The organism is Acinetobacter sp. yr461 (genome assembly GCF_900110445.1).
GTDB lineage: Bacteria > Pseudomonadota > Gammaproteobacteria > Pseudomonadales > Moraxellaceae > Acinetobacter > Acinetobacter calcoaceticus.
The window spans coordinates 85,607-110,445 of sequence record NZ_FODU01000004.1; the positions used below are offsets into that span (position 1 = coordinate 85,607).

Annotated in this window: 21 protein-coding genes; 6 read left to right on the forward strand and 15 right to left on the reverse strand. The window is 39.7% G+C overall.

The window, feature by feature from the left end; translation table 11 throughout:
* Positions 1-54: 54 nt before the first annotated feature.
* Positions 55-873, reverse strand: a complete 819-nt coding sequence (gene lgt, locus BMW38_RS08605; protein ID WP_092707274.1) for a prolipoprotein diacylglyceryl transferase — start codon at positions 871-873, stop codon at positions 55-57.
* A gap of 93 nt (positions 874-966) precedes the next feature.
* Here lgt and BMW38_RS08610 point away from each other — a divergent pair, with 93 nt between their 5' ends.
* Complete coding sequence (locus tag BMW38_RS08610) at positions 967-1,746, forward strand: NRDE family protein (RefSeq protein WP_213031132.1); 780 nt, start codon at positions 967-969, stop codon at positions 1,744-1,746.
* Positions 1,747-1,796: 50 nt separating this feature from the next.
* Here BMW38_RS08610 and BMW38_RS08615 read toward each other — a convergent pair whose 3' ends face one another.
* The 5 genes from BMW38_RS08615 to BMW38_RS08635 all read right to left on the reverse strand — a co-directional run bounded on the left by BMW38_RS08615 (position 1,797) and on the right by BMW38_RS08635 (position 7,949).
* The gene (locus BMW38_RS08615; protein ID WP_092707276.1) at positions 1,797-3,989 is read right to left on the reverse strand and encodes a PhoX family protein; all 2,193 of its coding nucleotides are present in this window, start codon (positions 3,987-3,989) and stop codon (positions 1,797-1,799) included.
* 170 nt (positions 3,990-4,159) lie between these two features.
* Positions 4,160-6,340 (reverse strand): PhoX family protein, encoded by a 2,181-nt coding sequence (locus BMW38_RS08620; RefSeq protein ID WP_092707278.1) that lies wholly within the window; start codon positions 6,338-6,340, stop codon positions 4,160-4,162.
* Positions 6,341-6,516: 176 nt separating this feature from the next.
* Entirely contained in the window at positions 6,517-7,287 is a 771-nt protein-coding gene (gene tatC / locus BMW38_RS08625; protein ID WP_092707280.1) for a twin-arginine translocase subunit TatC, read from the reverse strand.
* Entirely contained in the window at positions 7,284-7,718 is a 435-nt protein-coding gene (tatB, locus tag BMW38_RS08630) for a Sec-independent protein translocase protein TatB (protein WP_092707282.1), read from the reverse strand. Before tatB ends, tatC begins: the two co-directional genes overlap by 4 nt.
* Positions 7,719-7,730: 12 nt before the next feature.
* On the reverse strand, positions 7,731-7,949 hold the full coding sequence (locus BMW38_RS08635) for a Sec-independent protein translocase subunit TatA (RefSeq protein ID WP_092707284.1): 219 nt from the start codon (positions 7,947-7,949) through the stop codon (positions 7,731-7,733).
* A 253-nt stretch (positions 7,950-8,202) separates the two neighbouring features.
* Here BMW38_RS08635 and BMW38_RS08640 point away from each other — a divergent pair, with 253 nt between their 5' ends.
* Entirely contained in the window at positions 8,203-9,078 is an 876-nt protein-coding gene (locus BMW38_RS08640) for an AEC family transporter (RefSeq protein WP_092707286.1), read from the forward strand.
* Between the two features lie 223 nt (positions 9,079-9,301).
* On the opposite strand, the gene rdgB is transcribed toward BMW38_RS08640, so the two are convergent.
* The 7 genes from rdgB to BMW38_RS08675 form a co-directional block, all read right to left on the reverse strand.
* Positions 9,302-9,928 carry an RdgB/HAM1 family non-canonical purine NTP pyrophosphatase gene (rdgB, locus tag BMW38_RS08645; protein WP_092707289.1) on the reverse strand — a complete coding sequence of 209 codons (627 nt, stop codon included), beginning with the start codon at positions 9,926-9,928 and terminating at the stop codon, positions 9,302-9,304.
* A 174-nt stretch (positions 9,929-10,102) separates the two neighbouring features.
* Positions 10,103-10,690 carry a tetratricopeptide repeat protein gene (locus BMW38_RS08650; protein WP_092707291.1) on the reverse strand — a complete coding sequence of 196 codons (588 nt, stop codon included), beginning with the start codon at positions 10,688-10,690 and terminating at the stop codon, positions 10,103-10,105.
* On the reverse strand, positions 10,687-11,280 hold the full coding sequence (metW, locus tag BMW38_RS08655; protein ID WP_001217230.1) for a methionine biosynthesis protein MetW: 594 nt from the start codon (positions 11,278-11,280) through the stop codon (positions 10,687-10,689). Before metW ends, BMW38_RS08650 begins: the two co-directional genes overlap by 4 nt.
* Positions 11,280-12,440 carry a homoserine O-succinyltransferase MetX gene (locus tag BMW38_RS08660; RefSeq protein ID WP_003654837.1) on the reverse strand — a complete coding sequence of 387 codons (1,161 nt, stop codon included), beginning with the start codon at positions 12,438-12,440 and terminating at the stop codon, positions 11,280-11,282. The genes metW and BMW38_RS08660 overlap by 1 nt, the downstream gene beginning before the upstream one ends.
* 83 nt (positions 12,441-12,523) lie before the next feature.
* Positions 12,524-14,221, reverse strand: a complete 1,698-nt coding sequence (leuA, locus tag BMW38_RS08665) for a 2-isopropylmalate synthase (protein WP_004641067.1) — start codon at positions 14,219-14,221, stop codon at positions 12,524-12,526.
* Positions 14,222-14,680: 459 nt separating this feature from the next.
* Complete coding sequence (locus tag BMW38_RS08670; protein WP_213031130.1) at positions 14,681-15,364, reverse strand: Fe2+-dependent dioxygenase; 684 nt, start codon at positions 15,362-15,364, stop codon at positions 14,681-14,683.
* Positions 15,365-15,470: 106 nt separating this feature from the next.
* Complete coding sequence (locus BMW38_RS08675; protein WP_092707295.1) at positions 15,471-17,744, reverse strand: TonB-dependent receptor; 2,274 nt, start codon at positions 17,742-17,744, stop codon at positions 15,471-15,473.
* Between the two features lie 414 nt (positions 17,745-18,158).
* Between BMW38_RS08675 and tig the strand changes: the two genes are divergently transcribed.
* The 4 genes from tig to BMW38_RS08695 all read left to right on the forward strand — a co-directional run bounded on the left by tig (position 18,159) and on the right by BMW38_RS08695 (position 22,580).
* Positions 18,159-19,493 carry a trigger factor gene (gene tig / locus BMW38_RS08680; protein WP_005036955.1) on the forward strand — a complete coding sequence of 445 codons (1,335 nt, stop codon included), beginning with the start codon at positions 18,159-18,161 and terminating at the stop codon, positions 19,491-19,493.
* A gap of 193 nt (positions 19,494-19,686) precedes the next feature.
* Positions 19,687-20,292, forward strand: a complete 606-nt coding sequence (gene clpP / locus BMW38_RS08685; RefSeq protein ID WP_003654845.1) for an ATP-dependent Clp endopeptidase proteolytic subunit ClpP — start codon at positions 19,687-19,689, stop codon at positions 20,290-20,292.
* Positions 20,293-20,397: 105 nt separating this feature from the next.
* Positions 20,398-21,711: an ATP-dependent Clp protease ATP-binding subunit ClpX gene (gene clpX, locus BMW38_RS08690; protein ID WP_092707297.1), complete on the forward strand. Its 1,314-nt coding sequence runs from the start codon at positions 20,398-20,400 to the stop codon at positions 21,709-21,711.
* Positions 21,712-21,863: 152 nt separating this feature from the next.
* Positions 21,864-22,580, forward strand: a complete 717-nt coding sequence (locus tag BMW38_RS08695) for a DUF2846 domain-containing protein (protein WP_005036950.1) — start codon at positions 21,864-21,866, stop codon at positions 22,578-22,580.
* Positions 22,581-22,604: 24 nt separating this feature from the next.
* Here the strand turns inward: BMW38_RS08695 and BMW38_RS08700 are convergent, their stop codons facing one another.
* Positions 22,605-23,159 carry a DUF2059 domain-containing protein gene (locus tag BMW38_RS08700; protein ID WP_003654848.1) on the reverse strand — a complete coding sequence of 185 codons (555 nt, stop codon included), beginning with the start codon at positions 23,157-23,159 and terminating at the stop codon, positions 22,605-22,607.
* Positions 23,160-23,300: 141 nt separating this feature from the next.
* Positions 23,301-24,827, reverse strand: coding sequence for a fumarate hydratase (locus tag BMW38_RS08705; RefSeq protein WP_004641080.1), 1,527 nt, complete (start codon positions 24,825-24,827; stop codon positions 23,301-23,303).
* Positions 24,828-24,839 lie beyond the last annotated feature (12 nt).

The window sequence follows — 24,839 nt, forward strand, 5'->3', positions numbered from 1 at the left end:
AAAAACTGTAGCATAAAAAAGAAAAGAGGAGCCGAAACTCCTCTAATTTAGATATTAACTATTCTTTTGTGGACCCCAGTCATAAATTTTCTTTTGGTAGGCGTACCACATCATCCAAAGGCCAATTAGCAACATTGGAATTGTTAGAATCTGTCCTTTCGTCATCCAGCCAAACAGAATAAAACCTTGGTCGGCATCAGGCTGACGGAAGAATTCCATCACAAAGCGGGCAACGCCATATCCCATTAAGAATAGAGCAGAGACGGCCATACGTGGACGTGGTTTTGAACTAAACCACCACAAGATAATGAATAGAATTAAACCTTCACAAAGCGCTTGATAGATTTGTGATGGATGGCGGACTAGGTGTAACGGATCCGTCGGGAAAATCATACCAAATGGATAATTTGGGTCAGTTACCGCACGACCATATAACTCTCCACCAATAAAGTTACCAATACGTCCGAACATTAAGCCAGTCGGTACACAAGGAGCAATAAAGTCGAGGGTTTGGAACCATGTTTTTTGGTATTTTTTACACCAAAATAGCATAGCAACCATAACACCGAGAAAGCCGCCGTGGAAACTCATGCCACCTGTCCAGACTTGGAATAACCAAATCGGATTTTCGAGGAATTTATCAAACTCATAGAAAAGGACATAGCCGACACGACCGCCCAGAACGACACCTAGAGCACCGTAAAATACCAGATCGGAAACCATGTCCGATGTCCAGCCATCACGCTGTTTGGCACGGTAGGAAGCAAGTCCCCAAGCACATAAAAATGCTAATAAATACATGAGTCCATACCAATGGACTTGAAGAGGTCCTAAGTGTATTGCGACCGGATCGATATTAGGATAGGTCAGCATTGCTGCTCCTTGATCTTAAGTTTTGACAGATTGTAGCGGAATGATGTGAAAAATGTTGTACATTCAATGTGTAAAGATAGGGAACAAGAATTAATGTGTATTGTGGCTTTAGCATGGCATGTTCTGGATGATCTGCCCTTGTGTCTTATGTCAAATCGAGACGAGTTTTATCATCGCCCCACAGCTTTGTTGCATCAGTGGGAACATACGCCAATTGTTGCAGGGCAGGACTTACAGTCCGGTGGTACTTGGATGGGGGTAACACCTCAAGGCCGATGGGCTGTTTTAACCAACTTCCGTGATGGACGAGACCAAAAAACTTATGAAACTTCTCGAGGGCATTTAGTTCAGGCTTTTTTAGAGTCTGATTTATTGCCGATTCGTTTTGCTCAGCAATTAGAACAGCAACAACAAAATTTTGCTGGCTTTAACTTGTTTATGGGCAATGCTGATCAGGCTGTCTATATGAGTAACCGCGGTGAAGCTCCTCAAGTTTTAGCTAATGGAGTCTATGTGGTTTCGAATGGCCTCATGTCTGATCATTGGGAAAAAACCAGACATTTACGAACACGGTTTACGCAAGAGTTTTTGCCTATGCTTCAACACCAGACAGAAGAATTAACATTGCAACATGCAGCGTGGGATATTCTGGAAGATGAGCGCAAGGTCACAATGGCATTATTGCCGAATACTGGCATTCAAGCAGAAATGGAAGAGTTATTATCATCCACCTTTATTCAAAGTCCCGTGTATGGAACACGCTGTTCGAACTTTCTAAGAATGACCAATAATGAATGGCTTTGGTTAGAAAAGACCCAACAAGGTGAGCACAGTGGTCAAATTGTGCAGCAGCAGATTCTTTTAAATCGATAGTAATAAAAATGCCGGTCAATTGACCGGCATTTTTTATAAGTATAAACAAATTAGCCTGCGATCACACCGCCATCTTTACGGGTAATCACAACAGTTGCTGAACGTGGACGTGCAGTTTTATTACTTGGATCTTTTTGAGTTGCAGGCCAGTTACTGTCTGGTGTGGCATAACTCTTAGAATCTTCACCAGGATGTTGAACATTAATAAAAATAGCTTTGTGGTCAGGTGTCATGGCAATGCCTGTAATTTCACACTGTTTTGGACCAACTAAGAAACGGCGTAGTGTTGAGTCTGTAACTTTAGCACCGACTAGCGTTTGTTGACCACTTGAGGTTGTTGCAGTACCACCATCGCCAATCTGGCCCGGTAGTGCAGCAAGCATCATACAGTTCGTAACATCGGTGTAGGCACCATCGTCTGTTTGAATCCAAAGCACACCGCGTGAGTCGAACCACATACCATCTGGTGAAGACAAATCGTTATTGTCTGTCAGACCCGATAGGTTAATGTTTGAAGCCATAGATGCCTCTGCACCAAATAAGTAGATATCCCATTTGAAGGTTTCAGCAGTCGTTTTATCATCGGTTTCTTTAAAACGGATAATGTGACCGTTCACATTACCTTTTTGGGTGGTTGTTGCATCTTTAAGGTCGGTATAGTTACGTGGGTTAGCGGCATCCGTCGCGTAATCTTTACCGCGGTTCGAGTTGTTGGTTAGGGTTACATAAATTTCGCCATTCACTGGGTTAACAGTACACCATTCTGGACGGTCCATTTTGGTAGCACCAACTGAGTCACCAGCTAAACGTGCAAATGTAACAACGTCTGCTTGAGATTTGAAAGGGTAGGTGGTGTTGCTTTCATTTAAGCCGTTTTTGCCATAGGCAAGTTCAATCCATTGGCCTGAACCATCGTTATTAAATTTGGCAACATACAATTTACCCGCGTTCATATATTTGTCACCGGCCGTATAGCCGCCGTTTACATCTTTGGCATCCCATACAGCGGTAGAGACAAATTTATAGATGTATTCTCCGCGAGAGTCATCACCCATATAAAATGCTAATGGTTGACCTACAACGGCACGGCAAGCACTATCTTCATGTGCAAAACGACCTAACGATGTTCTTTTTACTGGGTTTAGGCGGTTATCAAATGGATCAATCTCGACCATCCAGCCGAATGTATTAGGTCCATTGCGGTAGTCTTGTGTTGCCTGTGCAGCTTTTACATCAGCATTCCAACGGTCATATAAGTCTTGTGATTCAACTTGACCAATTGCCGTTTCCCAGCCGTAACGCGAACCAGATCCTGCTTTTAAGCCATAGCGTTTCAGTGCAATAATTTCCTCTGGAGTACGCAGCGTGTCGTCAGTCGTACTACGGACAAAATAACCAATAAAGTTTTCTTCGGTAGTTAAATACGTGCCCCAAGGGGTATAACCATTACCACAGTTATTATGTGTGCCGCGAGTTTGACGTCCAGCAGGCGAGAAACGAGTTGCAAGCAAACTAGAACCAGCAGCAGCACCAGCAAATTCCATAATGGTTGATGCTGTAATACGTCGGTTGAAAATTGATTTTTTAACAATTTCTACTTTTTGAGTTGTTGCATCTTTTTTGATATGAACGACAGATACGCCGTGTGCATTGGTTTCACGAATCACTTCATCTTCAGGGCGACGTCCATTAACTTTTGTTGGACCTTTTGGGTGAAGGAAGGTCTGATTGATATATTCGTGATTCATTACCAACAAACCTTCAGCTGAAACACTTTCATCAAAGTCTTTTGTCGAAGTATTTAAACCAAAGAAATGCATGCCGTCATGGCAGTCACCCGAACGGAACTGGAAACTTGGACCTGATGGAATATTATTATCATCCCAGTCCCCAAACGCAGGGTTGATTGAGTCACCTAAAGCGTAAATGACATTGGCTTCATAGCCTTCAGGTACAGTCACGATATCGTTGTGGTTTTTTGCAACTGCTGTAAAAGTTAATTTTTCTGGTTTCTTATTTGGATCTACAGGTGGGGTTCCACCGTTGTTAGAACCTGAGTCATCATTACTATCATTACAGCCTGTTAAAGTAGAGGCTAAAGTTAAAGCTACAGCACCGCTTGCTGCTTTAGTAATTAAACTACGGCGACTTACATGTTGTTCTAAAATGTCACGAAAGTGGATATTGTCAGAAGTATTGTTATCCAGTTCTTGGTCTTCATGATATGGCGTCAGCTCTGTCATGGGAAATTCCTAAGTAAATAATAAAGAGATTGTTCTAAAAGTCTTCATGAGCTTAGGTTGTGAATGTGACGTGGCGTTGACGTTTTGATGATAAGTTAGTGAAATATTTGATCGTTTAGTCAAAAAAGAAACCTGCACAAGGCAGGTTTCTTTTATTGTGGTGAAAGAAATTATTTCTTCACAACAGATGGAGCAATTGGGTCGGCAGTGATATAGCCAACTGCTGCTGCAAATTTGTTGCTGTAGTTTGTATTAATTGCTGTATCAATTTGCGCAAGTAAATCTGCACTGATACCAGTACGAACACCGTTAGTTTCTTTATAGAAACGGTTCCATTCATCACCTGGATGTTGGAAGTTGCTCATGATGTAAGTCCAACCGTTCACTTCATCGACCGCATGTAGACCAGTCGATTCGGCACCTGCGGGTGTAGACAGGATACGGATGAGCTGTTTAGTGTCGACATTGTAAGCCCATAAGAAGTTATTCAAATGGTTACCAGAGTCTTCACCAATAAATAACGTACGTAGCTTTTCAGAGAACTTCAAGTTATCAGGGCTAGCAATCTGCTCTGGGTCAGCAGTATTACCTAAACTGTCAAAGCTAATGTCTTTACCTTTAATGAGAAGGCTAGATTGGCTAGGCACCCATTCACTATTGATTGCGATATTTAAGCTGTCTTTTTGGCCGCCTGTAAGCTTATGCTCCAAAATACCACCAGCTGTGATTTTCGGGAATTTAACGTTGTGCTCAGCAAGGTAACCGCTACCGCCTTCAACCATTGAATCAACAATGTTAGCTAAAGCCGAATATGCTCGTTTATCTGCAATATTTACAGTCGTACCTTCGTTCTTAGTCAATGCCATTGAAGCACCGACGTAAGCAGCATAGCGGTGTGTTTCAAGGAAAGCAGCGGCAAGTTTAGTTTTGTCACTGTTATCTTTAAGCTTAAGATAAACACCAGTTTTGCTCAAATAAGTGAATTTGAAACCTTGTGCTTCCAATTCTGCTTTTTGAGCAGCTTGTTGTAGTTTTAAACGATCTTTCGCAGCTTTTGCTAAAGCTTGTTGTTCAGGAGTACCTTTATCTCCAGCATCAATAGCTCCAACTTCTGCTGTCGTTGCATCGCTTGGATATTTAGCAATTTGTAGAACTGATTCAAAAATATCAGTTCCTTTAATACCGCTCTTGATTAGGTTTTCAATCTCTACACTGGTTGCATGACCAAGTTTGATCCATGAGATCTGACCAGTCGTTGTATCTGTAAGCACTGTTGTATATTTTGCAACGTAGAGGGTACCCGCAGATAGGTCTTTCTCTTTATCTGCAACGAACATGAAGAGACCACCATTGGTATAGTCGTCACCCATTAATACAGTACGGTTATCTGGGAAAACTTGCACAAGCTCATGTGAAATACGGCCTAAACAGTAGTGCTTTGTCACGTGACCCGTACCATCTGCATTTACGGTAATTTCTGGTAAATGACCATAGTTATATGGATTAGCTGCATTTTCATCACCATACACATTTTTACTGAATGCTTTAAGTGTTGAAAGTGATTGACCTAACTTTTGGTTGAAAGCATCTGGTTCATATTCTTCACTCGATAAATGAGTTCCCCATGGTGACAAGCTTGCACCACAAGTAATCCATAAACCATGCGCATTTGAAGTGTCTACATTGTGATATTTAATTAGAGTCAAATGACCAGTTTTCGGGTCTTGGTCTAAAGTAAGCACAGCAATCGGAGATGATAATTTACCGTAAGTATCACCACCATTTTGGTCCTTCGATAAATATTCAAACTGAACCACATGGAATACAGGGTTACCCGTTACACCTAATGCTTTCTTGTCTGCATCTGTGAAATCTTTGCCAGTCGCTTGTTTGAAGCTAATTAGAGAACTACCATCTGGACAGTCAGAGAAGAACTGACGCTCTTTACCCGCAACTGATTTGTCGATAATTGGCTGATTATTAATATCGTAATAACCACCCGCGATAATCTTTCCACCTTTACCATCAGGAACTTCTGTACCTGTTAAAAAGAATGGTTTGTAAGCGAGTTGGTATTCGGTTTTACTGCCATCTTCCCATGAAATAGCAAGTTTTGATGCACATGCTGTCGTTGCCATCTCTGCTACAGCAGAAGGAGCTGGCATTGAAGTGAACGTTGCATTTTTAAAGTTAATTGGTTTTGATGGAGTCGTAATGTCTGAATCATCATTACTATCGTTACATCCTGCTAACGTTGCTGCCGTAGCCATCGCACCTAATGGAAGAAAAGGAATCCCCGTAAACCATTTTAAAATATCGCGACGTGTTGGGTGGTTAGAAGCAGTTGTCATAATAAATCCGTAACTTTTGTGAGTATATTTGTTGAGTTGATTCTATGGACTAGAAATGACACTTTTCTTACACTTTTAAGTCACTTTGAAGACAGTTTATGGGTTTGTAGATTAAAAAGTGGTCTATATAAAAAAGCCTGAACTTTGAATTTCAGGCTTTTAAAAAATATGATTTGTTATTCAGCAGATTGAGCTTTTCTTTTCTCAAGAATTTTACCGAATAATAATCCAAGTTCAAAAAGCAACCACATTGGGATGGCTAACATCACCATAGAAATTGCATCTGGTGGGGTAATGAACATGGCTACAAAAAAACATCCCACAATAATAAAACGTCTTTTTTCAGCCAGACTCTTTGTATTCACCACACCTATTAAAATAAGTAAGAGGATCGCGATTGGAATTTCAAAAGTCACACCAAAAACTAAAAATAACTTTAAGCAAAAGCTTAGGTAGCTATTAATATCCGTCATAGGTGCTACCGTTTCAGGCGATACACTAATAAAGAAATGTAAAATCGCTGGAAGGGTAATGTAATATGCAAAAGCAACGCCAGCATAGAACAAAACAATGCTACCAATAAGTAACGGAAGTGCTAAATGACGTTCTTTTTGATACAACGCTGGACGAACAAAGGTCCATATTTCATACAAAATAAATGGCATTGCCAACACGAGCGCGACAAATAAATTGAGCTTGAACGGTGCCATAAAGGTTGCAGTCACATCTGTAGCAATCATTGACGATGATGCGGGAAGTTGCAACCTTAAAGGTTCAGATAATAATTGGTAAGTGTTATTTCGAAAGGGTAATAAGCAAAAGAATAAAAATAATGTTACCCCGACAATCCTAAATAAATGACGTCTTAAAACGACCAAATGGTTCATGATTGGCATTTGGTCTAAATTTTCTTGCGTATTTACAGTCGTTGAAGGCAGTTGGTTCATACGGCAATCTTCAATTTAACGGGGGGTGTTTCTAAAGTATCGCTTTGAGATGCCAAAGGTGTAAATTTGGCAAGAAAGGGCACTTCATAATGGCCCGATACAGGGGAGTACATTGTAGAATGAGATATAGTTTCAGCTACCTCAGCTTTTTCTGAGTTGTCTGAAGTAGTCTGTTTTTGTATTTCTTCAAGTTGTTGTTGTACTTTACGTTCTAGTGCTTCAATGCGGTTGAGTTCTTCTTGCATTTCTTTTCGAAATTCAGAAAGACGCAACTCTTGATCAATCTCATTTTGCAAATTGGTAATATAACGTTTTAGACGGACATACCAACGACCAGCAAAGCGTGCGGCTTCTGGAAGTTTATCCGGACCTAAAACTAAAATTGCAATAATTGCAAAACAGAGTAGCTCTGTCATTCCTACATCAAGCATGGTGGAAAACCTTTAGCTTTTCACTGATGTGTTGTCAGGGGTTTTGACTTGGGCATCAATTGTACGTGGAGTATTAAGAGCAGCAGTTTCGTCTTCTTCACGAACTGATTTTTTAAAGTCTTTTACTGCACCACCTACGTCTTTACCGATATTTTTCAATTTAGATGTACCAAATAATAAAATAACGACAATTGCAAAAATAACAACGTGCCAAATAGATAAACCGGCCATGATCTTATACCTCTTTTCAGTTTGGTTTATCTCAACAGGTTGCTATGACAACAATGTGACATTTATATGTCATTTTTAAGACAATGGCCGTCAGTCAAAATCTAAAAAGATGGGTTCTAGAAAGGATGTGTTTGGTTTTTTACTTTAGAAAGAGTTAAAAAAGAGAAGCTTAAATTACTTGAAAAGGAGAGTACATTTCATTTTGAAAAGGTGTAGCATAACAGGCTGGTTTTGATGGGTGAGAAGAGAAAACGTGGCATTAATACTCCCAATATTTGCTTTTATTGTTGGACTTCTGCTTGCCCAGACTTCTCTTTCAGAAACGATAAAACCTGTTCTTTCCGCTTGGCTTGCCCGCTTACTTATTCCAGTTGTTATTATTTACAACATGGTATTTTATCAGCCGGGTAGTTTGAGTTTAATGCTCTTTAGCTTCGGTTCAGCGTTTCTTATTTTCTTTGCTTATTTAGCTTTATTTAAAGACAGATTATTAGCACTTTGCGCAAGTTATACCAACATGGGGTGGCTCGGCTTTCCTTTTGCCATGGCTTTATTTGGCCCCCAAGCTACGGCGCCTATTGTGGCGTTATATATTGGAATGTCCCTGTTCGGAAATGCATGGGCTGTGACTGCTGTAACAACTGCACCGCAAAGTAAGCTCAATATATTAAAAAAAGTTTTGTCTTCTCCACCATGTATTTCAATATTCGTTGCGCTTGTGCTCAGGCTTTTAGGTGCCCAGCATCTCGAACATCCTGCCATACACTGGGTCTATGAAGTTGCCAAGTTTGTGATGACTTTTGCTGGGATGTGTGTGTTGGGAATGTGGTTGCGCCGTACCCGAGTTCATGTAAAAGACTTAATTTACAGTACAAAAGCTCAAGCTTTTAAGGTGGTATGTGGGATTATTCTTTGTGGACTTACTTATAGATTTCTACCGATTCCCAATATGAGCCAGCACATTGGTGTGATGTTTTTAATGTTCTGCTTGCCACCAGCTGCCAACATTGTAGCCCTAGAAACCCATTATCAAGGAACGGGAAGATCTGCGGCTTATATCGCCTCTGGGACGATTGTGAGCTGTGTGTGTATTGCAATTTATGCGGTATTTTTGCATTTTTTCGTGTGATCAATTTTTAAGTTTTTCACAACATTTTCTTGTGGGAAGGCGGCATGGATGCCGCTATGTCACTGCCTTGCGCTGATTTCCAAAGCAGTGCTTTGGAAATCGCTCAGGATGTGCCATCAGTCTAACAAAAGATTTTTGCTTACTTTTTATCTTTGAAAAGTAAGGTTTGCTTATACAAAGTTGAATAGGTTGTAACGTTGTATATTGTGGCAGTATGAAAAATTTACTTCTGCAAACTTTCTCTGAATAACTGCATCGCTTGTCCACGATGACTAATCTTATTCTTGTCTTCTTTAGACAGCTCAGCACTAGAAACTTGTAACTCAGGCAACCAGAACAGTGGGTCATAGCCAAAGCCATTTTCACCACGAGCAGCTTCTAAAATTTCACCGTGCCAAATGCCTTGGAAAATTTGTGGCAAAGGATCTTCTGCATGAGTCACTAAAGAAAGTACACACACGAACATGCCTTCAATCACTTCACCATTTTTACGAAATGGTAAAAGATCATTTAATAATTTTGCATTGTTGGCAGCATCGTCTCCATGTTCTCCAGCATAGCGTGCTGAGAAAATACCGGGTGCGCCACCTAAGACAGGAACGCAAATACCAGAGTCGTCAGCCATAGCAGGTTTGCCTGAAATTTGAGAGGCATGACGAGCTTTAATAATGGCATTTTCAATAAAGCTTAAACCATCCTCAATTGCATCAGGAATATTAAGGTGACCTTGAGGAATAATTTCTACAGGTAATTTAAGCTGTTCAAAAAGTTTTTCAAACTCTGCGACTTTACCTTTGTTATTGCTGGCAAGAACTAAACTGCCCTGATCAAACCAATGTGGGGTAGACATAATAAAACCAAACTTTATAGCTAATATCGAACGTGAGTTATGTTACGTGTTTTTTAAGAGGGGATATAGAGGGAAACAAATAGAATATAAAATGGCATGATCTAAACTAAAACCACCTTGTAGGGTATACAAGGTGGTTTTAGTCGAGTAAGGTTTTTTACGGATGAACCGTTATTATTGTGCTTGAATCCATTTGTCTGCACGGTCACGTGCTGTACGGATTTGTTCTTGAGTCAAGTTAGCCGCAAGAGCAGTTTTCTTACCTTCTGATAGGCTAATTACTTTATTGTCCAGCATGCCATCACGAGTTGAAAGCTCATACCACTGGTAAGCACCTACGTAGTTTTTCTTTTGCTCTTCCATCATTGCGAGGTTATAGCTTGCACGGTTATCACCATTGCTTGCTGCTTTCTCAAAGTATTTACGGGCCATTGACTCATCTTTTTTAACACCAATACCGTCGGCATACATACGGCCTACGTTTAATTGTGCTGGCGATAAACCTTGATCAGCTGCGGCTTTAAACCATGTGAAAGCTTGCTTTTCATCTTTTTCTACATCTTTACCATATTGGTAGTGCGTACCAAGGTAAAATTGTGCGCCTGCTTGACCAGCTTTTGCAGCTTTCTGAAGGTCACTCACCCCCATTGTTGAAAAGCGTGCAGCCTGACTCGCAACCGATTGTGGCTGGGCGATATAATCTGCATGAGCCTGCATACTTAGCAGTCCTGCAAATAGTGTGCTAAATAATGTCTTTTTCATAGTGCACTCACTCGATAAATAGCGACTTCACCAAACAAATTAGGAACATGTTTGCTTAACAGGCTTCCCTGCTGATTTCCATTGACGGCGAGTCGATTAATAATTTGTATCTGATTTTCCGCACAGAGTGCTTCGAAATCTTTAAATGTACATAAATGAATATTGGGGGTGTTATACCACATATATGGTAGAGCATCCGATACAGGCATCATACCTTTTAATGCAAGAAAAGAACGAGTCTTCCAATGCGCAAAGTTTGGAAAAGTAATAATTGCCTGTTTACCCACACGCACCATGTCTCTTAATAAAACATCTGGTGCATCTACAGCTTGCAAAGCCTGTGCCATAACCACATAGTCAAAAGACTGGTCAGCAAAACGGCTCAAACCGAGATTCAAATCTTGTTGAATAATATTTAACCCGCGACTGACGGCAATTGCAATCTTTTCTTGATCAATTTCTAAGCCATAAGCACGAATTTGATGCTTTTGGCTCATATGAGCGAGTAATTCACCATCACCACACCCCAAATCGAGTACGCTTGAGCCTGGTTTAATCCACTTTTCTGCCAGTTGTTGATCAATACGCATTAGCTTGCCTCCAGTGACGTCGATTTTAAGTGTTCTTCACCGCCTAAGAAAGCGCGCATGGTTTTGACATACAATGGAATCGGGAATAAGAACGAGTCATGTCCTTGTTCGGCATCAATATCGAGGTAACTTACTGGCTTATGATTGGTAATGAGTGCATCAACAATCTCTTGAGAGCGACTTGGTGTAAAACGCCAGTCTGTTGTAAAAGAAACAATCAGGAACTGACATTTTGTTTTACCCATCGCGTCTGTTAGCGAGTGGTTGTATTCACGTGATGGATCAAAATAATCCAATGCTTTAGTCATGATCAGATAGGTATTGGCATCAAAGTTACGGCTAAATTGCTCACCTTGGTAACGAAGATAACTTTCGACCTGAAACTCGACATCAAAACCATACATAAATTTGCCAGATTTTAAATCACGGCCAAATTTTTGTTTCATGGCTTCTTCAGAGAGATAGGTGATATGACCTACCATTCGGGCCAAAATCAGGCCACGCTTAGGATAGCTATCATTTTCTAAATAACGACCATGATGGAAGTCTGGGTCAGACAAGATCGACTGACGCGCAACTTCGTTAAAGGCAATATTTTGAGCTGAAAGCTTTGGCGCACTGGCAATGATGACACATTTTTGTAAGCGGTCTGGGTAGTCTACCGACCATTGTAGTGCCTGCATGCCCCCTAAAGAGCCACCAATAACGGCATACCAAATATTTACACCCAACCGGTCAGAAAGCATGGCCTGAGTTTTTACCCAGTCACGTACCGTTACTAATGGGAAATCTGGTCCATAAGGGCGATTATCATTTTCAGGATTTGGTGACGTTGGGCCAGTTGAGCCATTACACCCACCAATATTATTTAGCGAAACTACAAAAAACTTATTCGTGTCGATTGCTTTACCCGGGCCAATACAACTATCCCACCAGCCAGCTTTTTTATCATCTTCGTGGTGATAACCCGCTGCATGATGATGTCCGGAAAGAGCATGACAGATTAAAATAGCATTTGATTTATCTGCATTTAAAGTGCCGTAAGTTTCGACCATTAATTCAAAACGTGGCAAAACACGGTCACATTCAAGATGTAATGGTTCTTCAAATTGGAACTTTTGCGGAGTGACTAACCCCACTGAATCAGCTGGAAAAGACACGGGAACATTTCGCCTTTTAAATCTTTCAGGAATAAAAAGAAAGGATACCAAGCTAGGTATCCTTTCCAAAGTCTTTTTTTTAATTAAACAGCAGCGGCAACAACCTGATCTGTACTTAAAACACCTTGATCAATCAAACGGTTAGTACATGCAATAATTGCTTCAATTGATGAGGTGACTGTATTGTCATGAACACCGGCACCAAATGAACCTCTGCCTGTACCTTTGACTTGAAGTTCAATTAAGGTTAACGCTTTCGCATTTGCACCTGAACTAATACTGCGTTCTTCATAGTTCAACACGTCAATTGGTAACTGAAGCGCATTTAAGAATGCAGAAATTGGTCCATTACCTTCACCGCGAAGTTGTTGTGTTTCACCTTCGACATCAACATCAAGTTCGATGATTTGAGTACCATTAATGTCAGATAATCTGTAGTTTTTGACTGTGTAATGATGGTTTTTCACATCAACATACGTATCTTTAAATAAGGTCCAGATTTCTTTTGCATTAATTTCTGTACCATTATCATCAGCATATTGTTGAACAACCTGACTGAACTCGATTTGTAAACGACGAGGCAACACAACGTTGTAGTTCGCTTCTAATAAGTAAGCGATACCGCCTTTACCAGACTGGCTGTTTACACGAATAACTGCATCGTAGTCGCGGCCCAAATCTTTCGGGTCGATTGGTAAGTAAGGCATATCCCAGATTTCTTCATTTTTCTGGTACTCAAAGCCTTTTTTGATTGCATCCTGATGTGAACCAGAGAATGCAGTAAATACCAAGTCGCCTGCATATGGGTGACGAGGGTGTACAGGTAAACCAGTACATTCTTCAACCGTTGCAATCACTTCATTAATGTTAGAGAAATCTAACTCTGGCGCTACGCCTTGGGTATACATGTTCAATGCAATCGCTGCAACGTCAACGTTACCTGTACGTTCGCCATTACCAAATACACAACCTTCAACACGGTCAGCACCTGCCATAATTGCAAGTTCTGATGCAGCAATACCACAGCCACGGTCATTGTGACAGTGAACAGAAATGATCACGCCATCACGACGTGCCAAATTACGATGCATCCATTCAATTTGGTCTGCATAAACATTTGGCGTAGAAACCTCTACAGTCGCTGGTAAGTTTAAAATAACTTTATGATCAGGACGTGCATCCCAAATTTCTGTGACGGCATCGCAGACATCTTTAGCGACTTCTAATTCTGTTGCAGAGAAACACTCTGGGCTGTACTGGAAAATCCAGTCAGTTTGAGGATATTGCGCAGCATACTCTTTCACTTTTTGAGCAGCATTAATTGCTAACTGTTTTGCGCCATTAACATCTACATTCAACACCTTTTGACGGAAGGTTGGAGAATTAGAGTTATAAATATGCACAATCGCACGTTTAGCACCTGCTAAAGATTCAAAAGTACGTTCAATTAAATGGTCACGCGCCTGAACCAAAACTTCGATGTATACGTCATCAGGAATGTGATTTTCTTCGATCAACATACGGGTAAAATCGAAGTCGATTTGAGATGCAGAAGGGAAGCCGATTTCAATATGCTTAAAACCGATTTTTACAAGCATTTTGAACATTTTGAATTTTTGTTCCATGTCCATTGGTTCAAAAATTGCTTGGTTACCGTCACGTAAATCGGTGCTCATCCAGATTGGCGCTTTTGTAATTTCGTTATTTGGCCATTGGCGATCTGGTAAATCCACTCGTTGGTACATACGGCGGTATTTTTTGCTTGGGTCAGCCAACATCATGAGAAAACTCCTTGTCTCGTAGCGCGGTTGCTCTGAATATATTTAAAAGGCAACGTCTCTACGGTTATATATGGTATCTAATTGAGAAAAATTAAAGGTAATTTCGAAGTGCTGCTTTAAAAAGCAGACAAAATATTTATACGCGCGCGTGGCGCAGCATCAGGAGTTGCAGATGATGTCTTGCTTGAGTAGGCTGGGCAAACAAGTAATTCGTTTTCATCTCTAGACCGTGAAATAATAAGTTTGGTGGTTTGCTAATATGTTTATCATTTAGATATATCACATCTAAACAATGATTACACGTTGTGCAAAATTCTTATAATAATTTTAATCTCGGAAATTAGAAAATAATTTTCTAATTTTGCGCTACTTTCTAATTTGTAGGAAATATTTTTCGATATTTTACCTTATTAAGGAAAAAAAGATTGCATGATCTCAATAAGGCAAAAATAAATGTAGTTACAGTTCTGACCACATGCGAATTAAGTTGTGGTAAATGTTGGTGAGTTTCATAACTTCAGAATAACTATCACCGTGTGTCTTACGCAGTGCTCTGATACTTTCATCTAAATTAAATAGAAGATGTCGCTTACTATCATCGCGGACCAGACTTTGAACCCAGAAAAAAGAAGCAAATCGAGTACCTGATGTAATACTACTTACCTCATGTAAGCTAGTAGAAGGGTAGAGTACGACATCACCCGCTGGTAATTTGACTTCGTGATAACCATAAGTATCTTCAATAACCAGATCACCACCTTCATATTCATCAGGTTCACTTAAAAATAATGTACAAGATAAATCGGTACGGAGCTGCTCAGAAGTACCACGGATAAGGCGAATTGAGTTATCTACATGGAAGCCAAAGCTTTCATGTTCATCATAACGATTAAAAAGTGGTGGAATAATTTTGTGAGGTAGGGCTGCGGCCTGAAACACAGGATTTTGCCAAATTGCTTTAATCACAATATCACTTAAATTGTGTGTAAGTGGATCTTGTTCAGAGAGTTGCTGATTTCTTTTAACTGAAGCCGATAGAGTACCAGCAGTAACTTTTCCTCCCACCCAATTCGCTTCTTTCATGAGTTTACGAAACTCGGCAACTTGCTCTTTGCTTAAAACATTAGGGATATGATGAATCACAGCAAACACCTTTAAATAGATATTTCATTTATAAAAAATAGCCTCGTGATGAGGCTATCTTATATGAACTTTAATTAATTCCATAAATAAGTTATGGAATTTAAACTTAGTACTTAAAGTTAATTGCTAACACCGCATTACGGCCAACACCTTCAAACGCGTAGTGAGCTGGGTGAGCACTTGTGAAATAGCGCTTATCAGAAATATTGTTAATATTAAGCTGTAAGTTTACGTTCTTGTTCACATCATATTTAGCCATCGCGTTGTAAATGGTATACGTTGGTAAATACTTGTCTTCAAGCATCGTTGTACCCGTGTTTGTATTAGTAAACACTTTGTCACGATACTCTGCACCTGCACCTAAAGTTAGCTTAGGCAGTACTCGATAAGTAGACCATAAAGTAGCACTATTTTTAGCTACAAACGGTAATTGTTTACCTTCTTGAGCAACTGCGTTGTAAGCCGCTTTTGTGAGTTCGCTGTCTAAATAGCTATAGCCAGCTGAAACTTCCCACTTGTCAGTTACTTTACCGTTAAATCCAACCTCGAAGCCATCAACTTTACTTTCACCAGCATTAGTTGATGTGTTGGCATCTATGGCAATACGAGTGTTTTGTTTCTCTGTACGGAAGATTGCAGCAGTTAAGTTTGCTCGGTTATTAAATAGGTCCCATTTTGTCCCTATTTCGAAGGTACGTGCTTTTTCTGGATCTAAATCATTTGCCTGCTGAGAAGATGTAGATAGTGCATCTGCGCCGTCACCTTGGTCTACACCAACAGGGTTAGCAGAAGTTGCAAAGCTTGCATAAATGCTGCCATTTTCAGTTGGTTTATAGACTAAACCAGCTTGATAAGAGAAATAATCACTGTCGTTTTCAAATTTCTGACCAGCTGCAATGCTTACGTCATTTGAGTAATTACCGTTAGCTCCACCTACTGTTTTATAAATATTTTTATTATATTTACGCTCAGTTTCGAATTTATCCCAACGTACGCCTAAATTTAAAAGCCATTGAGGATTAAATTCGATGCTATCTAATGCATATAAAGAAACGGTACGGCTGCGAGTTGTATACTGATTTGTGATGCTACCCAAACTATCTGTGAATGCACCATTCATTGGGTTATTTACTGATGTACACCAACCATTTGAAAGAGCACTGCTCGCAGGGCAACTTGTATTGTGTACAGTTGACGTTGTACCAGAACCATCTGTAAAAGTGTAAACACCTTGGCTTGATTCTTGATAGCTCCACTCAGCACCTGTATTAAAAGAGTGTTTAAGTGCGCCAGTATTGAATTTCCCTTTTAATGCAAGCTGATCACTATAAGCATCAGTATCCACTATACGACTTAAAGCACGACGAACAATGGTTCCATTTTTCGTTACATTACCTTTTGAGTCATCTGCATTTGTATAGATATAGTCTGATTTAGATTTTGTATACGACATCGTATTTGACAAAGTTAAATCATCAGCAAGATCTTGCTCTAATTTAAATGTACCAATGTGGTTTTCACGTTTATCAAAATCACGTTCTTTCCAGCCATAGTACGTCCCTTGTTTTACATCAATTGGCTTTCCACCAACAGGAAGAAAAGGAATACCTGCATCCGGTTCATCATTACTGCGTAAATAATAGTAGCTAAGTGTTCCGCGAGTAGCTGTATCTAGGCCAAATGCAAGACTTGAGGCAATACCAGCACGGGCATATTCAGCACCATTGTTAGCACCAGCTTTTTCATTTTCATGGCCCATAACAACAACACGACCAGCAATTCCGTTGCCAAAGTCTTTGTTGGCATCGAGTTGAATATGACGATAGTTGTCAGTACCACCTTGAATACTACCTTGGTAAACGTCACCTTCATGAGCAACTTTAGGGATTAAGTTAATACTTCCACCTACACCGCCGCCACCGCCAAGGGCAGAAGAAGAGCCTTTAATGACTTCAACTTGTTCAATGGCAAACATATCGCGGTTTTGAGAAGTAGAATTACGAACACCATCAACATATACAGAAGATTGGGCGCTATAGCCACGAATGTAAGGCATATCTGTAAATGGTGTACCACCTTCACCAGCACCTAAAGTAATGCCTGGTTCATAGCGTAAAGCTTCGAGTAGAGTATTAGAGTTTGTATCTTTAATTAATTTTTGAGAAAGAATAGAGACCGATTTTGGCGTGTCTTTGAGGGGAGCTACGAGTTTAGAGTTTGCAGACTGGTCTACTTTTAAAGATTCTTCTTGAGTCGCTTGAGTATGAATCGTTGGTAATTGTGAAATTGCTTCTTGTGCCATGGCTGTTGTTGCAATCATTGATAGCGATGAAGCTATCGCAGAAGAAACAATTTTTTTACGTGTTCTAATCAAAGACATGACTTCAGGACTCTAAAACTAAAAGGTTATGCGAATAATAATAATTCTTATTTATATGTACAGTTTGTGTTAATTGGATTTGCCAATTGAATTGTGAAGATAAAGTGAGTGAATGAATGCAGAATTGTACTTTTATGTAGCTAATCTACTGATTCTTAGTAATTGTTTGTAAAATCGATTAAAATTGGATTTTGATTGTAATTTTAGATTTATGAAGAATAACTAAAAAATTAGTTTTACTTAAGGCTTTATGAAAAATATTTAAAGAATCATAAAATTACTGTGAAATTTACTAGAATAACAACCTTCATTTAAATGAAGTGGTCGGTTAATTTTGTATATCTTGAAAGTTGTCATATAATACAGCACTTTTAAAAAAACTGTTCCTACTCACTAATTTTTATCGAGGAAGCCATGCAAGTAACGACTGAAGCGGTTTCGGGCGTTGCCCGTCGTTTAAATGTTTCTGTACCGACGAGCCGTATTAACGAGCAATTTGAAGCTCGTTTGAAGCGCACTGCCAAAACTGTGAAGATCAACGGCTTCCGTCCAGGTAAAGTACCTGAAAACGTTGTTCGTCGCGAATACGGTGCGGGCATTTATCAAGAAGTTGTAAATGACATCATTCGTGATAGCGTTTTTGAAGCAATTCAACAAGAAAAAATCAATGCGGTAGGAATGCCGAACATTGATAAAGTTGAACATAAAGAAGATGCTTTAGTTTTTGAAGCGACTGTAGAAGTTTATCCAGAAGTTACAGTACAAGCATTTGACGGTTTAGAAGTTGAACGTAAAACAGCTGAAATTAAAGATGCTGACGTTGACGCTATGATCGAAAACTTGCAAAAACAACGTCAAACTTGGGCTGTTACCAAGGGCATGGCGAAAAAAGACATGCAAGTGACTTTTGACTTTGAAGGCACTATCGATGGTGAGAAGTTTGAAGGCGGTTCTGCTGAAGACTTTAAACTTGTGTTAGGTTCAGGTCGTATGATTCCTGGCTTCGAAGACGGCATCATTGGCATGAAAGCTGGCGAAGAGAAAGTAATCGATGTTACTTTCCCAGAAGATTACCAAGCTGAAAACTTGGCTGGTAAAGCAGCTCAGTTCAAAATCACTGTGAAGCAAGTTGAAAAATCAAAACTTCCAGAAATTGATGCTGAATTCTTGAAAATCTTTGGTGTAACTGAAGAAGAAGGCGTTGAGAAGTTAAAAGCTGACGTTCGCAAGAATATGGAACGTGAAGTTCGCAATGGTTTACGTAACCAAGTTAAACAAGCTGCTTTTGATGCACTTGTTGCTGCGAACGAAGTTGAAGTTCCAACTGCAATGGTTGCTCAAGAAATTGACCGTCAACGTCAACAAATGGTTCAACAGTTCACTCAACAGTTCGGTGGTGCAGGCGCGCAATCTTTTGACAAGAGCATGCTTCCTGACGAATTGTTCAAAGAGCAAGCAGAGCGTTCTGTTAAGCTTGGCGTATTGGTAAGCAAAGTTTTAGCTGATGCTAAACTTGAAGTTGATCAAACTCGCGTTGATGCTTACATTGACGACATGGCTTCTTCTTACGAAGATCCAACTGAAGTGATTGAATACTTCAAAAATGATGCTCAACAACGTGCTCAAATCGAAGCAGTTGTATTAGAAGATCAAGTTGTTGATCACATCTTAGCTGCTGCTAAAGTGACTGACAAAGCTGTATCTTACGATGATTTGTTAAAAGAACAACAAGCTCGCCGTATGGGCTAATCTTTTAAGAAGTCAGAAAAAGGCGCTTTATGCGCCTTTTTTGTTTTTCACTATGTGGTTAATTTGAGTGCGACATTAAGTACTTAGGTATAAATAATATAATATTTCAGTGCGAACCTTTTGCAATTTGAGAAATTATCCCGCATATTGTTGCCATAGGTTAAGTCACAAAAAATTTAGGAATAAATAACGTATGTATGTTCCAACAATTGAAAATGCTTTAGTTCCTGTTGTGGTTGAACAATCTTCTCGCGGCGAACGTTCTTTTGATATTTATTCACGACTTTTACGTGAGCGCGTCATTTTCTTAACAGGTGAAGTTGAAGACAACATGGCAAATCTGATTGTTGCCCAAATGTTGTTTTTAGAAGCTGAAAACCCTGATAAAGATATCCACCTTTATATCAATTCTCCAGGTGGTTCTGTGACAGCGGGCATGGCTATTTATGACACGATGCAGTTTATTAAACCTGATGTCGTGACATATTGTATGGGTCAAGCTGCGTCAATGGGTGCATTCTTGTTAAATGCTGGTGCTAAAGGCAAACGCTATTGTCTAGAAAATGCCCGTGTCATGATCCATCAACCATTAGGTGGTTTCCGCGGTCAAGCATCGGATATTGAAATTCATGCGCGTGAAATTCTATTTATTAAAGAACGTTTAAACCGCTTAATGGCAGAGCACAGTGGTCAAGACTACGAAACCGTTGCTCGTGATACTGACCGTGATAACTTTATGACAGCACAGTCTGCTAAAGAATATGGTTTGGTTGATCAGGTGTTAAGTAAGCGTCCATAAGGACCTTCTGATGTAAATAACTTGAGATGTTGAAAAAGATCTCCATTTAGTTATTTATGCAGTGCATCTTGCCCTAATATTTAAGATTCTATTTGTGGAGTGAATATGTCCGAACATCCTCAAGGACAAAAACATTGTTCATTTTGCGGTAAAACGCAGTCTGAAGTCGGGAAACTGATTGCAGGTGAGGACGCATATATTTGTAATGAATGTGTGGATGTCTGCTTAGACCTTGTACAAACCAGCCAACAGGTTGAAGCAGGGGACTGGGCGAGTAAGGCATTGCCAAAACCACATGAAATACGTGCTGCGCTTGATCAATATGTGATTGGTCAAGATCTTGCCAAAAAGACGTTATCTGTTGCGGTTTATAACCATTATAAACGCCTAAAAGTTGGTCATAATGGCCATGTGTCTAAAGAAGTAGAAATTGCTAAAAGTAACATTCTACTGATTGGACCTACAGGTTCGGGTAAAACTTTACTTGCGCAAACATTGGCTCGCCTTTTAGATGTTCCATTTGCAATGGCAGATGCAACGACATTAACCGAAGCTGGTTATGTGGGCGAAGATGTTGAAAATATTGTACAAAAGCTTTTGCAAAAAGCAGACTACGATGTAGAAAAAGCTCAGAAGGGCATTATCTATATTGACGAAATTGACAAGATTACTCGTAAATCTGAAAACCCGTCAATTACGCGTGATGTTTCAGGTGAAGGTGTACAACAAGCATTGTTAAAAATGATTGAAGGTACAGTGGCTTCTATTCCTCCGCAAGGTGGGCGTAAGCATCCGCAGCAAGAGTTTATCCAAATTGACACCTCGAATATCTTGTTTATTTGTGGTGGTGCATTTTCTGGTTTGGAAAAAATTGTACAGCAGCGTCAAGAGAAAGGCGGTATTGGTTTTACAGCTGATGTTAAAAACAAAGATGAAACCAAAAAACTTGCTGAATTGTTCCGTCAGGTTGAGCCAACCGATTTAGTGAAATTTGGTTTAATTCCAGAATTCATTGGTCGTTTACCAGTGATTGCTACACTTGAAGAGTTGGATGAAGAAGCATTAATGCAAATTTTGACTGAGCCAAAAAATGCATTAACTCGCCAGTATCAATATCTTTTCACCATGGAAAATGTTGATCTGATCTTTGAAGATTCTGCATTGCGTGCTATCGCGAAGAAAGCACTTGAACGCAATACGGGTGCGCGTGGTCTACGCTCTATTATGGAGAACGTACTGCTTGAAACCATGTACGATTTACCAAGCCGTACTGATGTTGGAACAGTCGTCATTAATGAAGCAGTGATCAATGGTGAAGCAGAGCCTGTTTATAAAGCTGAGCGCCAACCTAAAGAAGCTGCAACGCATGAAAGTGTTGCTAAGGCAGATTTAAAGGTTATTGATTCGAAGTCTGCATAGATTTCATTCATCTAAAAAGCATGAATCGCGTGAGTGATTCATGCTTTTTTTGTTTTCAATTTATGTGCGTGGTGTTAATCTTAAAAATACAAAATACGCATAGTTTTGCGGTGTAAAAAATAAATCAAAAACAAAACGCTTTGAGGGATGCCATGCGTTATTTAATCGTATCTTTGTGCTGTGCCGGACTGTTTGTGGGCTGTCAAAGTTCATCTCATTTAGAAAAAAATACGGGTGAATTGACTGCAACCTTACCTAAAGTCGATGTTGAAAAAGAACCCGGACTATTAGACCAATATCACGTAGGTGGTTTTGCTGTAGGTGGTTGGGTTAATCAAAAATTGGGTCAGACATTCGTTCCGATCAAACCACAAAACGCACAAGCTGCTGTCGTTTATCTCTATCGACCAGATACGAAATGGAATCGTCAGGAAATCGCGGCGATTAACCTGTTTGTAAATGGCAAGCGAATTCCGAGCCTACTACATAACCATTATTATTGGATTGAATTGCCAGCAGGGACTTATCGTCTTTCTGCGAGCCGCCCTTTATTGGGGATTCATTTTCAAGAACCAAAATATATGGATATAACTGTTGAGGCAGGAACGTCTTATTATTTGAAATATGATGAAGAAAATAAAATGGACCGTGGTGAACACACTGGCCCATTTATGTTAATGCAAGATAATATTGGTCGTAGAGAAATTGCTTTTACTGAGTTGAAATCTTCAAGCTACAACTTTGTAGCCGAAGATGCTTCGGGCAAGATTCGGCATAAACCACAAGAATTAAAACCTGCCAAATATGATGAAAAATCAGATGTACATCTGATTAAACCATTTAAATTATGGAACCCTTTAACTTGGTAATGGCCTGCAAAGGATAAAGAAAAGTTAAGACTTTTCTTTATCCTTCATGAGTGGTGCAATAATTTTAAGCATCTCTTCTTGCATATGATCCCTTGCTTTAGGGTCATTAAAGGTCTGTTGTCCTAACTCCATCATATATTCTGAAATTTGCCCCATAATCTGTACGTTTTTACGTGTAATCGATTGGCCTTCTGGGGTTTTTAAAAACTTAAGATTCGCTTGAATCTCTTCTTCAGAATATGTCTTTAAATAAATATCTTGTAAGGCTTGTGCAGTTTTAGGATTGCTTATCAGTTGATTACTTGAATCTTTCAATAGTAAACCAAGCTTTTTCGCAGCTTCTTTTTCTTTAGGACCTAAAGTTTTGATACCCGTGATATTACTAACGATCTGTTCTGCTTGTTGATCATAATAAGGCGTTAATTCATTAATTGATTCTTTAAGTAAGTAATCAATTTGGCTCATTTGCATGAGTTCTTTAACTGAACTTAATTTGGCAGGAGAAGCAAATAAGCTTGTCGTAATACAGCTTAAGCAGAGGCTGATTGAAAGATTTTTAAGAATAGGGCGAATAGTCATGAAATGACCTATATTCAATATATGGCGAGAGAGTGCATTTATTAATAGCACAGATTGAAGAAGTAATTGTTACAATTCTTTTCAGATTTTAAAATAAAAAAGAATGCATAAAAAAAGCACCGAATTCGGTGCTTTTCTTGATTAGCCTGCCGCAGCGTCGACTACTGGAATTTTTCCAATTTTCGCTTGCCAGATTTTTGGAGCAATTGCATGAATTGAAGTGCCGTTTACATCAACTGCAACAGAAACAGGCATATCTTCAACTACAAATTTGTAGATTGCTTCCATACCTAAGTCTGCAAACGCAACAACTTCAGCTTCGCGAACAGCTTTAGATACAAGGTAAGCTGCACCGCCAACTGCCATTAAGTAAGTTGCTTTGTTGTCTTTGATTGCTTCAATCGCTGTAGGACCACGATCAGCCTTACCGATCATGCCAAACAAGCCTGTATGCTCAAGTACTTTACGTGTGAATTTATCCATACGTGTTGCAGTTGTAGGACCAGCAGGACCAACAACTTCGTCACCCACTGGATCAACTGGGCCAACGTAGTAAATAAACTTACCTTTAAGATCAACTGGTAATTCTTCACCGTTGTCGATCATTTCAACCATACGTTTGTGCGCAGCATCACGACCTGTGTACATTGTTCCGCTAAGGAGTAATGTGTCACCTGGTTTCCAAGAATCCATTTCTGCTTGAGTAATGGTATCAAGGTTTACACGTTTAGATTTTGAAGAATCCCAAGTTACAGATGGGTAATCTTCAAGTTTAGGTGCTTGAATATGAGCTACACCTGAACCATCAAGCTGGAAGTGAGCATGACGAGTAGCAGCACAGTTAGGAATCATACCTACTGGTTTACCAGCAGCGTGGCATGGGTAATCTTTAATTTTAATATCAAGAACAGTGGTTAAACCACCAAGACCTTGAGCACCAATACCAAGTGCGTTTACTTTTTCAAAGATTTCGATACGAAGTTCTTCGATTTTGTTTTCTGGTCCACGGCGAAGTAATTCGTCCATGTTGATTTCTTCCATGAGTGCTTCTTTAGCAAGCATCATGGCTTTTTCAGCAGTACCACCAATACCAATACCGAGCATACCTGGAGGACACCAGCCTGCACCCATTGTTGGTACAGTTTTAAGTACCCAATCAACAATCGAGTCAGATGGGTTAAGCATCGCAAGTTTAGATTTGTTTTCTGAACCGCCGCCTTTAGCAGCAACAGTAATATCTACTTTGTTACCCGGAACGAGTTTGTAGTGAATTACAGCAGGGGTATTATCTTTTGTATTTTTACGACCAAATGCAGGGTCTGCAAGTACCGATGCACGAAGAACGTTGCTATTTTCAAGGTAACCTTGGCGAACACCTTCATTTACTGCATCGTCTAAGCTCATTGTTAAATCAAATTTAACATCTAAACCCACTTCAAGGAAAACGTTAACAATACCAGTATCTTGGCAAATTGGACGATGACCTTCCGCACACATGCGAGAGTTAATTAAAATCTGTGCAATTGCATCCTTTGCAGCTTGGTTTTCTTCGCGATCATAAGCACGGCTCATCGCTTGGATGAAGTCTTGCGGGTGATAGTACGAAATAAACTGTAGGGCGTCCTTGATTGATGTAATCAAGTCATCTTGTTTGATAATCGTTGTCATACCAAAAATCTC

Excerpts from the sequence above, each read along its gene's own strand:
- lgt (WP_092707274.1), bottom strand. The coding sequence starts at position 873 with ATGCTGACCTATCCTAATATCGATCCGGTCGCAATACACTTAGGACCT.
- BMW38_RS08610 (WP_213031132.1), top strand. The coding sequence starts at position 967 with ATGTGTATTGTGGCTTTAGCATGGCATGTTCTGGATGATCTGCCCTTG.
- BMW38_RS08615 (WP_092707276.1), bottom strand. The coding sequence starts at position 3,989 with ATGACAGAGCTGACGCCATATCATGAAGACCAAGAACTGGATAACAAT.
- BMW38_RS08620 (WP_092707278.1), bottom strand. The coding sequence starts at position 6,340 with ATGACAACTGCTTCTAACCACCCAACACGTCGCGATATTTTAAAATGG.
- tatC (WP_092707280.1), bottom strand. The coding sequence starts at position 7,287 with ATGAACCAACTGCCTTCAACGACTGTAAATACGCAAGAAAATTTAGAC.
- tatB (WP_092707282.1), bottom strand. The coding sequence starts at position 7,718 with ATGCTTGATGTAGGAATGACAGAGCTACTCTGTTTTGCAATTATTGCA.
- BMW38_RS08635 (WP_092707284.1), bottom strand. The coding sequence starts at position 7,949 with ATGGCCGGTTTATCTATTTGGCACGTTGTTATTTTTGCAATTGTCGTT.
- rdgB (WP_092707289.1), bottom strand. The coding sequence starts at position 9,928 with ATGTCTACCCCACATTGGTTTGATCAGGGCAGTTTAGTTCTTGCCAGC.
- BMW38_RS08650 (WP_092707291.1), bottom strand. The coding sequence starts at position 10,690 with ATGAAAAAGACATTATTTAGCACACTATTTGCAGGACTGCTAAGTATG.
- metW (WP_001217230.1), bottom strand. The coding sequence starts at position 11,280 with ATGCGTATTGATCAACAACTGGCAGAAAAGTGGATTAAACCAGGCTCA.
- leuA (WP_004641067.1), bottom strand. The coding sequence starts at position 14,221 with ATGATGTTGGCTGACCCAAGCAAAAAATACCGCCGTATGTACCAACGA.
- BMW38_RS08675 (WP_092707295.1), bottom strand. The coding sequence starts at position 17,744 with ATGTCTTTGATTAGAACACGTAAAAAAATTGTTTCTTCTGCGATAGCT.
- tig (WP_005036955.1), top strand. The coding sequence starts at position 18,159 with ATGCAAGTAACGACTGAAGCGGTTTCGGGCGTTGCCCGTCGTTTAAAT.
- clpP (WP_003654845.1), top strand. The coding sequence starts at position 19,687 with ATGTATGTTCCAACAATTGAAAATGCTTTAGTTCCTGTTGTGGTTGAA.
- clpX (WP_092707297.1), top strand. The coding sequence starts at position 20,398 with ATGTCCGAACATCCTCAAGGACAAAAACATTGTTCATTTTGCGGTAAA.
- BMW38_RS08695 (WP_005036950.1), top strand. The coding sequence starts at position 21,864 with ATGCGTTATTTAATCGTATCTTTGTGCTGTGCCGGACTGTTTGTGGGC.
- BMW38_RS08700 (WP_003654848.1), bottom strand. The coding sequence starts at position 23,159 with ATGACTATTCGCCCTATTCTTAAAAATCTTTCAATCAGCCTCTGCTTA.
- BMW38_RS08705 (WP_004641080.1), bottom strand. The coding sequence starts at position 24,827 with ATGACAACGATTATCAAACAAGATGACTTGATTACATCAATCAAGGAC.